Genomic DNA, 15,998 nt, shown 5'->3' with positions numbered 1-15,998 from the left:
ACAAAAAAGAGCCTCCTGAGGTTCTTTTTTACGTTTACCGAGGTTGAGAATTACGAATAATGAAGGTATGATGAGACATGAGGTGAAATCATGGAACGATTGCAAAAAGTGATTGCTCAAAGCGGCATTACTTCCAGAAGAAAAGCTGAGGAGCTAATTCGTGAGGGCAAAGTGAAAGTGAACGGAAATGTAGTGACCGAGCTCGGCACAAAAGTAGGTACAAAAGATAAAATTGAAGTGAATGAAATTCAAATTCAACGGGAGCAGCCCGTTTATTTTTTGATGTATAAACCTTCTGGTGTAATTACAGCCGTTTCTGACGACAAAGGAAGAAAAGTAGTGGCTGATTATTTTAGAGACATCATCGAACAACGAGTTTTCCCTGTTGGAAGATTAGACTATGATACAACGGGTGCAATTATTATGACGAATGACGGAGAATTTGCAAACGTTCTAATGCATCCGCGCTACCAGCTTGATAAAGTGTATATCGCAAAGGTAAAAGGCATTCCACCAAGAGAGAAGATCAAGCAGCTTGAAAGAGGTATTCGCTTAGAAGATGGAATGACTGCTCCAGCAAAAGTTAAGGTAACGTCGATTGATAAGAAAAAGGGAACGGCTATTGTTGAACTGATCATACATGAAGGGAAAAACCGTCAAGTTAAGCGTATGTTAGAAGCAATAGGCACTCCAGTCATGAAATTGAAACGTGAAAGGTACGGCTTTTTAGATCTTAAAGGGCTGAATCCAGGCGAGTTTCGAGAATTAACACCACATGAAATAAAGCAGCTAAGAAATCTCGCTGTCACACAAACGTCAAAAAAAAGCCGTAGATAGGCTTTTTTTTCAAGTTATAGTAAAATGGAAGCGGCTTAAAGGAGCGGATGGGTCTTGAAAAAAAATAGGTTATGGTTTCGTTCTGCTTTGCTTGCCATTTTAGTTGTTGCAATCGGTTATACCATTTACAACAGTATGAATGAAGAGTCAGGTACATACATAAGCAAAGGGGATTCGGCTCCTAATTTTGTACTTACCGATCTAGATGGCAAACGGGTAGAACTGGAAGATTACCGTGGAAAAGGTGTTTTCTTAAATTTCTGGGGAACTTGGTGCAAACCTTGTGAACGTGAAATGCCTTATATGCAAAGGCAATATGAAAAGTACAAAGATCAAGGTGTAGAAATACTCGCTGTTAATGTAAGTGAGACAAACGTTTCTGTCCAAAATTTTGCAGATCGATATCGCTTATCATTTCCTATTCCAATGGATAAAGAGAGAGAAGTAACGAAAGCATACGGGATTGGACCGATTCCAACCACCATTCTTGTAGATAAGAATGGTAAAGTGGTCGACCGGACAAGTGAGTCATTGTCAGAGAAAAAGATTATTTCCTTTATGGAAAAAATAAAGCCGTAACGGGGTGATAAGATGCAATCGATAACATGTGAATGCGGCCACTCCAACCCATACGGAACAAGTCTTTGCCAAGCCTGCGGAAAACCGCTGCAGCAGGACGTTGAAGTTTTATCAAGCATGAGGTATGAAGGAAGCGCCAGACGATCTCAAACGTATAAACAAACGTTTGTTGACCGGGTTTGGAACTTCTTTTCGTCTGTAAAAGTAGGGGTTTGGTTAATTGTTATCATTTTAGTAGCTGCAGCAATCGGAACGATCTTTCCGCAAGAAACGTTTATTCCTCCAAATGTTGATCCTGCAGCCCATTATGAAAGCGAATACGGAACATTAGGTCTGATCTATTATCTGCTAGGTTTTCATAATCTTTATGGTTCTTGGTGGTTTATTCTTTTGCTGGGAATGTTAGGACTCTCAATAATCATTGCTAGCCTTGATCGTGGAATTCCGCTTTATAAAGCGTTGAAGACACAAAGAGTCACAAGACATGACCAATTCATGAAGAAGCAGCGTTTGTTTTCAAAAAGCCATGATGTTGAACTTGAAGAGATTAAATACACGCTTGAATCTCTTCGTTATAAAGTGCGTGAAGAAAATGGTAACTTATTTGCTGAAAAAGGGCGATTCTCACGTTGGGGAGCTTACGTAAACCATGTGGGCTTAATTATCTTCTTAACTGGTGCGATGCTTCGATTCTTTCCAGGTATGTATGTTGACGACATCTTATGGGTGAGAGAAGGAGAAAAAGCGTCCATCCCAGGAACTGCTAGTGACGAAGGGCAGTATTACCTCGAGAACAATAAATTTATTCTTGAGATGTATGATAAACAAGAAAAGAAGTTTAATAGTGCACTAAGTTCTGTAGGCGGTGAAGTTGCCAAGAACTATCAAAGCAACGTAACGCTTTATAAGACAAAAGAAAATCATACGGCGGGGGCTGACCCTGAACTTGTAAAAGTGAAAGACGGTGAAATACGAGTAAATGAACCGTTTAAATTCGATTCTTTCGCACTCTATCAAACTGATTTTAAACTGAATGAGTTTTATAAGATGAGTTTTGAACTTGAGGAAAAGGCAACGGGAAAAAAGTTTGGCAAGCTAACAGTTGATCTTCATGATCCAGAAACCGAGTATGACTTGGGAAATGGATATAAAGTGAAAATTGAGGAATACTTTCCGAATTTTATCTTAAATGAGCATAAACAGCCTTCTACGGTCAATAACTTGCCGGATAATCCTGCATTTGTTTTTTCTATGTACTCTCCAAAGGTACCTCAAGGTGAAAAAGCGTTTGTAGGAATTCAAAAAAATATTGATTCTGGTGATAACCAGTTCAAGATGTCGTTTGCTGGTATCGAAACGAAAAATTTAACGGCACTAACGGTAAGAAAAGACCACACACTATGGATCATTGCACTTGGCGGCATTATTTTTATGATTGGTGTTACGCAAGGATTGTATTGGAACTATAGAAGAATATGGATCAAACAGAATCATGGGGAAGTTTGGGCAGCAGCTCATACAAATAAGAATTGGTATGGATTAAAAAAAGATGTGGAGTTCTTGTCTAACAAGACAAACCTTACACCACTCGAAGAAAAAGAATCTGATTCTAAGTAATGCCGTTCAAGCGGGAGGGTTAATGATGGCTGAAATCAGCAGCACGCTTTTATATAGTGCATTTATTATTTATTTGTTCTCTACTCTATTTTTTGCAATGTCTATTTCAGACAAAAAGAATAAAGACGCAGATCACACAAAAAAATGGGGTAAAATCGGTTTTATCAGTTCATGTATTGGTTTTACAGCTCAACTAGGCTATTTCATAACAAGATGGATGGCAAGTGGACATGCACCTGTAAGTAACTTGTTTGAGTTTACAACCTTTTTTGGCATGATGATGGTGCTTGCATTCATTATTCTATATGCAATCTATCGAACTAATGGCTTAGGGGTTTTTGCTATGCCTGTCGCATTACTGGTTATTGCATATGCTAGTATGTTTCCGAGGGATATTTCACCACTTATTCCTGCACTTCAAAGTGACTGGCTAAAGATTCATGTTACAACTGCAGCTTTAGGAGAAGGAATTCTAGCCATTTCGTTCGTATCAGGTCTACTTTATTTAATCCGTACGGTTGACCAAACGGTAGCGTCTAAGAAGACGCTGTGGCTGGAAATTATCCTTTATAGCTTAATTGCTGTCGTTGGATTCATTGTTGTTTCACTCGGATTTAAAGGTGCAGGCTATCAAACAGCATTTGAGATGATGAACGAGCAGAACCAGCCTGTTAAGGTCGTTTATGACATGCCTGCAATAGCAGGTCCGAGTAATGGGGAACAGCTGGACAACTCATTTGGACCTCTATTTTCAACACCGTCTTGGATGAACGGGGTAGACGCTTCTATTAAACTAAACACGTTCATATGGTCATTGATAGCGGGTGCTGTCCTATACGGATTGCTTCGGTTAATTTTAAGAAAAAGAATTGCGGCAGCGCTTCAGTCAAAAGTGAATATGAAACCGGATCTTCTTGATGAGATCAGCTATAGAGCGGTTGCCATCGGATTCCCGATCTTTACGCTTGGTGCACTTATTTTTGCGATGATCTGGGCGCAGCAGGCTTGGTCGAGATTCTGGGGATGGGATCCTAAAGAAGTATGGGCATTAATCACGTTCTTGTTCTACGCAGCATTTCTTCACTTAAGACTTTCAAGAGGATGGCACGGTGAAAAGTCGGCATGGCTTTGCGTTTTAGGTTTTTGGATTATCACGTTTAACTTGATTGCCGTAAACCTTGTACTTGTCGGTTTGCATTCGTATGCATAAAGGTCAAAATAGAGTCTCTCTTTCATAAGAGGGGCTTTTTTGTAGGAATGATAGGTTTTATGGAAGGTGAAAGTAGATAAACAATATGTCCTGTTTGTTTGCAGCGCTTTGTTTCATGTATGATAGAAGCAGGATATAAAAGACGTGGTTATCAGATTTGATATGGAGGATTGAATATGGATACAGAAGCTAAAATTCTGGTAGTTGATGATGAAGAAAGAATTCGCAAACTATTAACGATGTATCTGGAACGGGAAAACTATGAAGTACATGAAGCAGAAAATGGTGAGGATGCTCTTCAGATGGCAGTATCTATTAACTTTGATCTTATCTTGCTTGACCTCATGCTTCCAGGAATGGATGGCATCGAAGTGTGCGAGAAGTTAAGAGAAAAGAAAGCTACACCGGTCATCATGTTAACAGCAAAGGGTGAAGAACTTAACCGTATTCAAGGGTTTGAAGCAGGTACGGACGATTACATCGCAAAGCCTTTCAGCCCGAGGGAAGTCATCTTACGCGTGAAAGCACTTTTAAGAAGGTCTTCCCCTACTAAGTTTCTTCAAACAGAAACGGTTGCTAAGAATGTAGTCGTATTTAAACACCTTACGATCGATCATGATGCACACCGTGTAACAGCAGGAGGCAAAGAGGTGAATCTAACACCTAAAGAATACGAGCTTTTGTATTATTTAGCAAAAACACCTGACAAAGTATATGCACGTGAGCAATTATTAAAAGACGTTTGGAATTATGAGTTTTTTGGAGATCTTAGAACAGTCGATACACATGTCAAAAGACTTCGAGAAAAACTTAACAAGGTTTCTCCTGATGCAGCCTCAATGATTGCAACTGTATGGGGAGTAGGCTACAAATTTGAGGCGGGCAATGAATGATTTGGAGAAGTGTAGTTGGTAAGCTATGGATAACGATTTTATTGTTAGTATCTGTTGTACTAACGCTATTAACCATCCTGCTCACACAGTTCTTTGAAACGTTTTACGATGACCAGGCACGTGAACAGTTGACGAAGATGGCAGACCGGCTGGTACTCATTATGGAAAGTGATGAAAATAGGGAAGAAGCAATCCGCATTACAAGCGAGATGGCTGAAGCCTATTCGATGTCCATCATGATCATTGATGAAAACCAAGATTCTTTCATGTCTAAAAACGTGTATGATAATTCGCCATACATCCCAGTCTCCGTATTTAACCAAAATGATCAGCTGTCTGCCGTTACGGAAAATGAAAAGAAGATCTATGTGAATGGAGAGTTTCCAGTACTTGACCAAAATGATGAGTCTATGCAGACGATGATCATTTACGGGGAACCGTACGGAGCCGGAAATACAAAAGGCGGCGTATATGTTTATCAGTCGATTGAAAATGTGAAAAAGACAACCAATCATACAAAATATTTAATCTTCTTAGCTGCAGGAATAGCGATCATCTTAACTACCGTTTTTGCGTTCTTCCTATCAACCCGGATTACAGCGCCATTAAGAAGAATGCGAGAAGCCGCAACATCTGTAGCCAAAGGTGAATTTGATATGAAAGTGCCGATCTTAACACATGATGAGATCGGGGAACTCGGAATGACGTTCAATCGTATGGGGCGTCAATTAAAAAACAACATCACAGCACTGAATCAAGAAAAAGAACAGCTAACAAGCGTGCTAAGTTCTATGGCAGACGGTGTGATTACCTTTGACAGGAAGATGAACATTTTAGTTACTAACCCACCTGCAGATCGTTTTTTACAAGCATTTTACTATGAATCAGGGATGAAGACTGAAGTAAAAGGAAATGTTCCTGAAGCTGTCAGACAGCTATTTCAGCAAGTTGTCTCACTTGAGAGTGAGCAGATGACAGAGATTGCGATCCAAGGCCGGTCATGGGTAGTTGTGATGACACCTTTATATGATCAATCACTTATCAGAGGTGCTGTTGCCGTACTTCGTGATATGACCGAAGAACGCCGAATGGATAAATTGAGAGAAGATTTTGTTGCCAATGTTTCACATGAGCTGAAAACACCGATTGCGATGCTGCAAGGATATAGTGAAGCGATCGTAGACGATATCGCCGAATCAGAAGAAGAGAAAAAAGAACTTGCCGGCATCATTTTAGATGAATCAAAACGAATGGGAAGGCTTGTTAACGAGCTGCTCGATCTCGCAAGGCTAGAAGCTGGACACATGAAGCTTCACTATGCTTCTCTTGCCATTGTACCTTTTGCCGAAAGAATTGTCCGTAAGTTTCAAGGACCTGCCAAAGAAAGAGATATTCAATTAAATCTTTCTATAAGAGGTAACCTGGACGCTGATCAAGATCAAATAGAAGTAGATCCTGATAGAATTGAACAGGTGTTAACCAACTTAATCGACAATGCGATTCGCCATACGGCACAAGGTGGATTTGTAAATCTGTCGATCGATGTGAATGAACAAAACGTTAAGTTTTACGTGAGTGACAATGGTTCGGGTATCAAAGAAGAAGATCTGCCGTTTGTATTTGAACGCTTCTATAAAGGCGATAAAGCGAGAACGCGAGGGAAATCTGGTGGTACTGGTCTGGGACTAGCCATAGCTAGAAATATCGTTGAAGCACATGGCGGGCAGATCAGTGTTCACAGTAAAAATAATGAAGGTACGACATTTTCCTTTGTTATTCCGCGAATGTTGAAATAAATTAGCAATACATCCCGATTAATCTTGTTTCATAAGGAACAATAAGTGAAGTAAATAAAGATTTCACAAATTTCTCCATTAGGCTATAATAAGAATTGTGATTTCAAATTTCATAAGTGTTAAACAGGTGCAGTCCATTTTTGGATGAGCTTAATAGGGAAAACGGTTAAATGCCGTTGCGGTCCCGCCACTGTAATTGTGAGAATCCTAAAGTATCGCCACTGTGAAAACGGGAAGGTGTTAGGAGACGATGATCAAGAGCCAGGAAACCTGCCTGTTTGTTACATGACATGACCTACGAGGATAGGGGGATGTTTAACAGTGCCGGAGGGCCGGCTGCTGTTGACTGCCTGTATACTATTAATCTCCTTCGTAGACGAAGGGGATTTTTTTAGTTGTACGAAAATTTACTTGAATATATGGCTTTTTTTCTAAAACAACTGTTGCTTTAATTTTTAATTTATCACCTTCATTGAAAAGTTGATTGTAGTGGAAGGTGCGAGACTCCTGCAAGACGAGTGGGGCAGGTGAGACTCCTAGGGTGCAAAGCGGCAGGAGGCTCACCGCACGCCCTGCCGAAAGCGAAGCACCTGAAACGGAAATCTACTCTTTCAAAAGCAACATAGACTTGAGGAAAGCCTTGATTCAAGAAAGACAAGAAAGAGGTAAAATGATGAAAAAACTACTCTTAGTATTAACCACAATGATTATGATGCTCGTAGGCTGTGGAACGAGTGAAGTAAAGGAAACAGCGGATCAGCCAAAACAAGAGGAAACAAAAAAAGAACAAGTAACGGTTCAAATTACGAAAGACAATGGAAAAGAAAAGGTAACAGAAAAGAAAGTTGATATAACAGATGGTGCTACAATAATGGACGTTATGCAAGATAACTTTGACATCGAAACTCAATATGATGGTGCTTTTATCAGCAGCATTGAAGGAATTGAAGGAAATGAAAAGGATAAAACATCATGGTTCTTTTCTGTCAATGGAGAAGAAGCAATGAAGGGTGCAAAGGAAATCACTTTAAAGCCGGGAGATTCATTAGAGTTCGATTTCCATAAATATGAATAACCTCAGTATAAGAAGAATGACGATCATTGCCCTGTTAGCAGCTCTTTTAACTGTAGGACGAATCTGGTTTGCAATGATACCAAACGTTCAGCCAAACACAACGATACTCATTCTGGCTTCATTTGTACTGGGTCCTATTCACGGACTGCTGCTTGCTATCTTGAGTACACTAACAACAAACCTAGTGTTAGGTCATGGCTTATGGTCGTTCGGCCAGATGATGGCTTGGGGGCTTATTGCCGTGATGAGCGGTCTGATCGGTCGATACCGTCACAAAATACCGTGGATGGTCTTGCCTATATATGCTGGTTTCTGCGGATTTTTATTTGGCTTCATCATGTCAGTGTTAATGGGCGGAATACTCACGCAAAAATTTTGGCCGTATTATATAGCTGGTCTGCCGTTCGATTTAAATCATGCGATTGGGAATGTTGTATTCTTTGTCGTACTATACAAACCGCTTCTCTACGTAATGGAAAAACAAATAAATAAAGATATGAACAAGAAAGCTGCCTATGAATAGGGAGCTTTTTTTTCTGAAAAAAATGGTTCAAAAAAAATCAGATTTGAATAGGATGATAAAGTTGATTTAACTTTTCTTAAGGAGGACAAAATGAGAGACTATTTAAACCGTTTTTTTGCAGTGATGTTTTTAATGATGTGCCTTAGCGTATTATTTATTGGAGTTAAATTAGGAGCATAAACTCTTGATTGAAACAGCTATTCATGATACATATGGTAAAACGTTTTTAAAAAAGGAGATTAATATGTTAACGGATTACCATTCTCATCTGGAAAAAGGCACTTTAACGATTGACTATCTAAAGCAGTTTGTAGACAACGCAAGAGAAAAAGGGATACAAGAGTTTGGGATATCAGAACACGCTTATCACTTTTATGAAACAAAGAACATTGTATCAAAACCTTGGATGGAAGAAAGACGTTATTACAAGATGGACGATTATGTCAACTTGTTTAAACAAGCTGATCAACGTGGGATGGACGTGAGAATGTCAATTGAAATGGACTATACTCCTGGTCGTCATGACGAAATGGCTGCGTTCATCAAATCCTATCCATTTGATTATGTGATTGGTTCTGTTCACTGGGTAGATGATTTTGGAATAGATCTGGCAGAGTACCGAAAAGAATGGGACCGACGTGATCTTCATGAAACGTATCGTGCTTATTATGATCAAATCGTTACACTTGCAGAGAGTAACTTATTTGATATCGTGGGGCACCTTGATCTTGTGAAGATATTTAACTATGTTCCTAAAGATCAGGAATTTTTACTCGAACAATACGACCGTGTAACAGATGCTTTAAGCCGTTCAAAGACATGTGTGGAAATCTCATCTGCAGGGCTGCGGAAACCAGTTGGCAGGCTGTATCCTGAACCTGAACTCCTTTCTCTCTGCTACAAGAAAGGAATACCGATCGTGCTATCTTCAGACGCCCACGAACCTCATCAAGTTGGAGAAAACTATGAAGCATCGATTCAGTTAGCAAAAGAGACAGGATACACGAAACTAATGACGTTTAAAGGCGGAGAGAGGAAAGTAGTAGAGTTAGGGTAACAGAGTTTTCAAAGAAACAACTAAAAATAAAAGCTCTGCATGAAGCAGAGCTTTTATCATGTGAATTTATAGATCAAGTGGTTTACATACGAGAAGATCATCAATACTTGCAAGTTCTTTTTGAGTAGATTCCGGGAGCTGAGTGTCAAATGTTAAGACCATCATTGCTTCTCCGCCAGCGGATTTTCTTCCAACGTGCATCGTTGCAATGTTAATATTCCTTTCACCTAAAAACGCTCCAACTTTACCTATGATTCCTGGAGTGTCTCTGTGTTCAATATATAGAAGTGAACCTTGAGGAACAAAGTCTACCGTGTAGCCGTTCAATTGGATAATACGGCCGCCAAAACCTTTAACGAGTGTTGCAGAAAGGGTAAACGTTTTGTTGACACCTGTTACTTTTACATGAATGATGTTTGGATAACCATGATCAGCAGTTCCGTGTTTTTCACCAACAACAATGCCTTGCTCTTTTGCTGCAACCATACTGTTAACATCATTAACTGGACGGTCTAGCCTCTTCTTTAAAAACCCGCAGAGAAAGCTGCGTGTGAGCGAAGTTGTGTCAGCATCAGCTAAAGAGCCTCCATATCCTAAGGAAATCTCTGAAACAGGTTCTTTGAAGAATTGAGTAGTGAACGAGCCTAGCAGGTTGGAGAAATCATAATAAGCAATCAGCTTTTCATAAGTATCTTTAGATAATGATGGAAAATTAACAGCGTGTTTTAAGGGTTGGTTTAAGAGATAAGATTTAATTTCGTCACTAGCCATATATGCAACATTTTTTTGTGCCTGTACCGTTGAAGCTGCAATATGCGGGGTTACAATGACATTCGGATGATCAATCAACGAACGGCTTACTGGCGGTTCTTGTTCAAAAACATCCAGTGCACAGCCAGAAAGGTGATCGCTATCTAGATAATGAAGAAGTGCTTCTTCGTCAATAATGCCACCGCGTGCGCAGTTTAGAACAAATGCACCTTTTTTAGCATGTTTTAAGTTATCATAATTTAGTAGTTTACGGGTATCGTTTGTAAGCGGGGTATGAACGGTCATGATGTCGCTTTGTTGGATAAGTGTATCAAGATCAACCGAAGTAACAGATAGCTCTTTTTGCTTTTCCGCAGAAAAATACGGGTCAAAAACAAGAACGTTCATGGAGAAGCTTTTCGCACGTTTTGCAAGTTCTGAACCGATCCGTCCCATACCAATTATACCGAGTGTTTTTTGGTACAGTTCCTGTCCGGTATACTTCTTGCGATTCCATTCACCTTGTTTAACGGATTGATTTGCTTGAGGAATATTTCGTACTAAAGACATCATCATTGCCCAAGTGTGTTCAGCAGTTGAAATCGTGTTTCCTTCAGGTGCGTTTACGACAAGAACACCCCTTGAAGTAGCAGCGTTAATATCAATGTTATCTACTCCTACACCAGCGCGAGCAACGATCTGAAGTCCAGGTAATTTTTCTAAGACTTCCTCAGTGACCTTTGTTGCACTTCTTACCATAATGCCTTGAATGTTCTCAGGATGCTCGATATCTTCAAGCTTTCCAAATATAAGTTCTACGCCTTCAAGTTTTACTAATGGTTCAACTCCATCACTCGTAATGCCATCACATACTAATATGGTTGCTGTCACAGTTCCACCCCTTGATTATTCGTATATAAGTAGTATCAATATTTTGATAATTTAACACATTCTGAAGAAGGGCACAACCATGTTTTTTAAGATAGCGGTTTCATAATCAATAAAACTAATTGACAATGAGAATCATCCTTAATAAAATATAGAAAAAACCCTCTAAAAAGAGGGTTTGATGGAAACTTATAACTATTCGTATTTTAAAGCATCACCATCGAATGGATCTTCAGCAACTTTGATGGAGTCTGTAGGACAACCTTCAAAAGCGTCTTGCATGTCTTCTAACAATACATCTGGAATTTCAACGATTCCTTGGTTATCGTCTAGAGTAACAAACGCAATTCCTTCATCGTCATAATCGTAAATGTCTGGTGCTGCAGCTCCGCATGCTCCACATGCGATGCACGTTTCTTTGTCAACAATCGTATACTTTGGCATAATGAATACCTCCTAAGGAATTGAAAAATATCCGCTAATACAAAATTAACCATTTTAAATTAAGGGTCTACTAATCATATTGTAATAAGTATCCCTCTACTTTTCAATAGAAAATTAGTATCCTCATCTTATCTTTTATTCCCAACCTTCCTCAAAATATAACACTTTTACTCTTAAATTACCTTAAATCTGATAAGATAGATTATATGATATTGCGTGGTGATTTATTATGGATATTTGTCATGTTGTTATCTTAGATGTATTGCATAAAGTAAACGGCAGCAGAAGAAGTTCAGGCATTTATTACATCCTTACAGGAAAGAAAACCTCTCAATCTTTGTCAGATAGTCAATGGTTTGGTGTTGAACACTATTACGCAGCATTAAAAGGGTTAACGTATGCTGATTTTACAGAAAAGATAGAGAATCTTTTGAACGAAAAATGGGTTACTTCAATTGAAGATCAAGTATATAAAGTTTCAAGACAAGGGGAACAAGTCCTTTTAATTGAAAAGAAGAAACTTTCATTCTTAAAAAATTTGAATGGCTTAAAATACACTTCTATAGAGTCTCTATGCTGGCATGTACTTACTCTATATGTGCAGGCACTCTCAAATTCTTTATATGGCAATTTAGAATACTCTCCAATCGTTCGGGATCATAGGGCTGTCCAAAAGGTAAAAAGTATATTTCCACGATCAAAAACGGAGAGAAAAGAAAAAGCGGAATCACTTTATCGGGAAATGTCTCAATTACTCTTAAATCTTGACCGTCTTTCTGTAGATGTTTTTGTGAGGAAGCTGTCCGGATACAATCGGATCGGAAGCACTTTTGAACAAATAGCTCGCGAGACAGACATCAGTCAAAGAGAAACGATTCTTCGTTTTCGTTCCGTACTGCATGCTATTATTTATAACTCTGTTGTAAAACATCAGGAATTTCCAGTATTCCATTCCTTGTTTTGTTCATTTACAGACCTTCCAGCACTTACGAAATCTGCGTTGCGTACATATGAAATGCTGAACAATGGAAAGACACTTCAACAAATCATGGAGTTAAGAAACATTAAGGCCAGTACAATTGAAGATCACCTTGTTGAGTTTGCGCGTGAGATTTCCGAATTTTCCATTCATCCTTTTATAGATGAAGAAGAGATTCAAGAAGTAAAAAAGTTTTATAATTCAACTAAAGAAAATAGACTCCGGCCGTTTAAAGATGCATTTCCTCATCTCTCGTACTTGCAAATAAGGCTGGTATTGGCTAAAGAAGGTGGAAACTATGCAGCTGGAAGCAGCGCTTAAACAACTATACGACTTTTCAGAGTTTAGAACTGGACAAAGAGAGATCATTTCGGACTTGCTTAAAGGTCACGATGTGTTAGGGATGCTTCCAACAGGTACTGGGAAAACACTGATCTATCAGATGGCAGCCCATCTATTAAAAGGAAGGGCGCTCGTTGTATCCCCGCTCGTATCGCTCATGCAAGACCAAGTTGATCAGTTTAAACAAGCGGGCTTTAAAAGGACGGTTGCTCTGAACAGTTTTTTAACTCACGATGAGAAACAAGCAATCTTAAAACAAATAAAAGACTACCAATTTGTGTTTGTAAGTCCGGAGATTATCCAAAATCCTTTTATCCGCTCCATCCTGTTATCGGTAGAATGGTCATTATTTGTAGTTGACGAGGCACACTGTATTTCACAATGGGGGCATGAGTTTCGTCCCTTTTATCTGGACTTGGCTGGTATGAAAAAAGAGATGGGAAAACCTCTCTGTCTTGCGCTAACAGCAACTGCTACACCAAAAGTCCGAACTGATATCCTACACCATTTAGACATGAATGATGCGAAGATACATGTTCATAGTATCAATCGTCCTAACATATCAATCTTTGTTGAGTATTTTGAAGAATATGAACAAAAATTTGAACGTGCTATGAAACTTGTAGAAAAACTAAAAGGACCTGGAATTATCTACACGAATACGAGGAATGCAGCTGAACAGCTCGTTATGCTATTGCAAGAGCATGGAGTGAACGATGTTGCATATTATCATGGTGGCATGGATCCAGATGAAAGGCTGCTTGTGCAAAAGCAGTTTCTTCAATCTCAATTGAATTTAATTGCTTGTACAAATGCATTTGGAATGGGAATAAATAAAGCTGACATTCGTTTTGTTATTCATTTTCACACTCCTTCTTCAATAGAAGGTTATATACAAGAGATCGGAAGAGCAGGAAGGGACTCAAAACAATCTGTTGCAATACTTTTATATCATCCAGCAGATCTTGAAATTCCGTTTCATTTTATTGATCATGAATTGCCAGATGCTGCACAGATTGATTATCTGTTTTCAGATCACATGCAAAAGGATCATCATACATTTTCAGAAAAATTGCAGCTTGCGGGACTATCAGAAACAGGTTACCGCTTTATGGAGTATCATTTGAATAAAAACGGCCTTTTGAACAAATCAGGCATCTCAGTCGATGAGAAAACAGCTTTCAAGTTAAGACTGAAACAGAAGATCGAACAAAGAAAAGCCGAAAAAATAAAGTCCCTGCGAATGATTGAAACGTGGGTAACAGATATCGATTGCAAACGAAAGGGATTGCTCAATTATTTCGGTGAGAATGAGTTTGAACAAACAGATTTTTGCTGCAGCAATTGTGAAGCTGAAATCTCTTTCTTTTATGGAAGCCATGATCAACGAAACACTTTCTATGAACATTGGGAAGAAGAATTAAAACGATTATTCAGACAGGAAGTGTACAAACAAGCATGAGCAAACCTGCAAAGAACAACTGGATCGATCAGATCACACATAAAGAGCTTGTACTGAATGTTTATCTTTCACAGAGTTTATTCATAGCGGCCTCATTAGGCGCAGCCTATTTATTTAACGTACCGTTTCCTTGGGACTTTAACCAGCTTTCACTTTCTCTAAACGAGTGGTTAATCGCTTTTGGAACAGGTTTGTTTTTACCTTTTCTATCGATCCAACTAAAAAAACGGCTTCCCCCTGAAGCTTTAGATGACGGTGGAATAAACGAAAAAATATTCAGTTCACTTTCTTATCTGCATATTCTGATTCTGACAGGAATTATCGCTTTTGCTGAAGAATGGTTATTTCGTGGAGTCCTACAACCTTTAGTCGGCTTGACTTTCACAAGTATTATATTCGCTCTATTGCATGTCAGGTATATAAAAAAACCGATTCTATTTAGCATCGTTACGGGTCTTAGTTTTTGGCTTGGGATCCTCTATGAATGGACAGAAAATATTTGGGTTCCTTTTTTTGCACATTTTTTAATTGATTTTATATCAGGTTGCTGGATTGCGAGACAAAGTAAAAACAATGACAGCGAGATATGGAGTGTGAATCAGGATGACGAAGGATCAGGCTGAAAACTTAAGGGGAAAAGTGGAGAAAAGTCAACTTGCAGGTAAACAAAACACTGAACCATTGCCGTCTAGGAGTGAAGTGCACGGGAAAAGAAGGGAAAGTCTAAAAAACCAAAAGGGAGCCAAAAGAGAAAAAAGAAAAACCATATTTTGGACCACACGTCTCCTTCTAGGAGCGTTTATCCTTTTGATCGGAATTACATTAACTTATAAACTGTGGTCCAAAGATATCTATATCCCTGTTCATAGTGAAGATAAAAAGGGGATCGAGGAAGTAGAGATCGAACAATAAAGACCGTCAGAAAAATGACGGTCTTTATTGTTTTTTTAGTTAATTTTATAAAGGTTCTATACTAAAGAATTTGTAATCTTGTCTCTTTTGTTCTGCATATTCCATTTATAAAGACAACCTTTTATTAAAAAAGCATGAATCTGCTTGTATAGGCATAGTTATTTTACAGGAGGTTATGCGCATGAATGCATTGAATCATTGGAAGATAAAGCCCTTTGTAAATGAGTTGACAAGTATGGTGTTAGGGCAGCTTGTGGACAAAAAAGCAGAGAAAGACAGATGGAAAAAAGCAATAAATCAATGGGGATTATCTATGATCTTTGTTGTGGTAGCTACCTTCGTTTATCTTTATTTGTATAAACTTCCCACAGCTTCAATGTTTGCAAATCCTTTAACTTTATTGTTTTCTGATGAGATGGTATGGATTTGTACAGGTTTTCTTATCTTTTCTAGCTTTTATATGATCTGGATGAAAAAGAAGTACAAAAAAGCAGACGATGATTTTGAAGCGATCAGAAAAGATTTTATAGATCGTAATGAAGAATGGTGGAGTGATGAGGATCAATGGGATCAGAGGCATGTTGTTTTTGAGTTTATGAAAAAAGAATATAATATTAATATACTTCACAAGTAA

16 protein-coding genes and 1 riboswitch are annotated in these 15,998 nt (G+C 38.7%); of the genes, 14 read left to right on the top strand and 2 right to left on the bottom strand.

Annotated features, from left to right (window positions below):
* Positions 1 to 90 precede the first annotated feature (90 nt).
* The 9 genes from AWM68_RS12345 to AWM68_RS12305 all read left to right on the top strand — a co-directional run bounded on the left by AWM68_RS12345 (position 91) and on the right by AWM68_RS12305 (position 9,587).
* Entirely contained in the window at positions 91 to 837 is a 747-nt protein-coding gene (locus AWM68_RS12345) for a pseudouridine synthase (protein ID WP_066241970.1), read from the top strand.
* A gap of 54 nt (positions 838 to 891) precedes the next feature.
* The gene (gene resA / locus AWM68_RS12340) at positions 892 to 1,416 is read left to right on the top strand and encodes a thiol-disulfide oxidoreductase ResA (RefSeq protein WP_066241966.1); all 525 of its coding nucleotides are present in this window, start codon (positions 892 to 894) and stop codon (positions 1,414 to 1,416) included.
* Positions 1,417 to 1,428: 12 nt separating this feature from the next.
* Positions 1,429 to 3,033, top strand: coding sequence for a cytochrome c biogenesis protein ResB (resB, locus tag AWM68_RS12335; protein WP_066241963.1), 1,605 nt, complete (start codon positions 1,429 to 1,431; stop codon positions 3,031 to 3,033).
* A 25-nt stretch (positions 3,034 to 3,058) separates the two neighbouring features.
* Positions 3,059 to 4,243 carry a c-type cytochrome biogenesis protein CcsB gene (ccsB, locus tag AWM68_RS12330; RefSeq protein ID WP_066241961.1) on the top strand — a complete coding sequence of 395 codons (1,185 nt, stop codon included), beginning with the start codon at positions 3,059 to 3,061 and terminating at the stop codon, positions 4,241 to 4,243.
* 176 nt (positions 4,244 to 4,419) lie between these two features.
* Positions 4,420 to 5,136, top strand: coding sequence for a response regulator transcription factor (locus AWM68_RS12325; protein ID WP_066241957.1), 717 nt, complete (start codon positions 4,420 to 4,422; stop codon positions 5,134 to 5,136).
* Positions 5,133 to 6,932 (top strand): ATP-binding protein, encoded by a 1,800-nt coding sequence (locus AWM68_RS12320; protein ID WP_156488397.1) that lies wholly within the window; start codon positions 5,133 to 5,135, stop codon positions 6,930 to 6,932. The genes AWM68_RS12325 and AWM68_RS12320 overlap by 4 nt, the downstream gene beginning before the upstream one ends.
* A 108-nt stretch (positions 6,933 to 7,040) precedes the next feature.
* A riboswitch (cobalamin riboswitch) is annotated at positions 7,041 to 7,224 on the top strand.
* A gap of 378 nt (positions 7,225 to 7,602) precedes the next feature.
* Positions 7,603 to 8,007, top strand: a complete 405-nt coding sequence (locus tag AWM68_RS12315) for a DUF4430 domain-containing protein (RefSeq protein ID WP_156488396.1) — start codon at positions 7,603 to 7,605, stop codon at positions 8,005 to 8,007.
* Positions 8,000 to 8,530 (top strand): ECF transporter S component, encoded by a 531-nt coding sequence (locus AWM68_RS12310; protein ID WP_082820688.1) that lies wholly within the window; start codon positions 8,000 to 8,002, stop codon positions 8,528 to 8,530. Before AWM68_RS12315 ends, AWM68_RS12310 begins: the two co-directional genes overlap by 8 nt.
* Positions 8,531 to 8,774: 244 nt before the next feature.
* Positions 8,775 to 9,587, top strand: a complete 813-nt coding sequence (locus tag AWM68_RS12305; RefSeq protein ID WP_066242497.1) for a histidinol-phosphatase — start codon at positions 8,775 to 8,777, stop codon at positions 9,585 to 9,587.
* 66 nt (positions 9,588 to 9,653) lie between these two features.
* On the opposite strand, the gene serA is transcribed toward AWM68_RS12305, so the two are convergent.
* Together serA and AWM68_RS12295 are read right to left on the bottom strand one after the other, a co-directional pair.
* Complete coding sequence (gene serA / locus AWM68_RS12300; RefSeq protein ID WP_231868420.1) at positions 9,654 to 11,228, bottom strand: phosphoglycerate dehydrogenase; 1,575 nt, start codon at positions 11,226 to 11,228, stop codon at positions 9,654 to 9,656.
* Positions 11,229 to 11,420: 192 nt separating this feature from the next.
* The gene (locus AWM68_RS12295; protein ID WP_066241951.1) at positions 11,421 to 11,669 is read right to left on the bottom strand and encodes a ferredoxin; all 249 of its coding nucleotides are present in this window, start codon (positions 11,667 to 11,669) and stop codon (positions 11,421 to 11,423) included.
* A gap of 229 nt (positions 11,670 to 11,898) precedes the next feature.
* Here AWM68_RS12295 and AWM68_RS12290 point away from each other — a divergent pair, with 229 nt between their 5' ends.
* The 5 genes from AWM68_RS12290 to AWM68_RS12270 all read left to right on the top strand — a co-directional run bounded on the left by AWM68_RS12290 (position 11,899) and on the right by AWM68_RS12270 (position 15,998).
* A complete protein-coding gene (locus tag AWM68_RS12290) occupies positions 11,899 to 12,969 on the top strand; it encodes a helix-turn-helix domain-containing protein (protein ID WP_066241948.1) in 1,071 nt (356 codons plus the stop codon).
* The gene (locus AWM68_RS12285; protein WP_066241946.1) at positions 12,947 to 14,452 is read left to right on the top strand and encodes a RecQ family ATP-dependent DNA helicase; all 1,506 of its coding nucleotides are present in this window, start codon (positions 12,947 to 12,949) and stop codon (positions 14,450 to 14,452) included. The genes AWM68_RS12290 and AWM68_RS12285 overlap by 23 nt, the downstream gene beginning before the upstream one ends.
* Complete coding sequence (locus AWM68_RS12280) at positions 14,449 to 15,075, top strand: CPBP family intramembrane glutamic endopeptidase (protein ID WP_066241944.1); 627 nt, start codon at positions 14,449 to 14,451, stop codon at positions 15,073 to 15,075. The genes AWM68_RS12285 and AWM68_RS12280 overlap by 4 nt, the downstream gene beginning before the upstream one ends.
* On the top strand, positions 15,056 to 15,364 hold the full coding sequence (locus tag AWM68_RS12275) for a hypothetical protein (protein ID WP_066241942.1): 309 nt from the start codon (positions 15,056 to 15,058) through the stop codon (positions 15,362 to 15,364). The genes AWM68_RS12280 and AWM68_RS12275 overlap by 20 nt, the downstream gene beginning before the upstream one ends.
* Before the next feature lie 181 nt (positions 15,365 to 15,545).
* Positions 15,546 to 15,998, top strand: a complete 453-nt coding sequence (locus AWM68_RS12270; protein WP_066241939.1) for a DUF2663 family protein — start codon at positions 15,546 to 15,548, stop codon at positions 15,996 to 15,998.

Source organism: Fictibacillus phosphorivorans (assembly GCF_001619875.1).
GTDB classification, from domain to species: domain Bacteria; phylum Bacillota; class Bacilli; order Bacillales; family Fictibacillaceae; genus Fictibacillus; species Fictibacillus phosphorivorans_B.
This window is presented reverse-complemented; position numbering and strand designations above follow the sequence as displayed.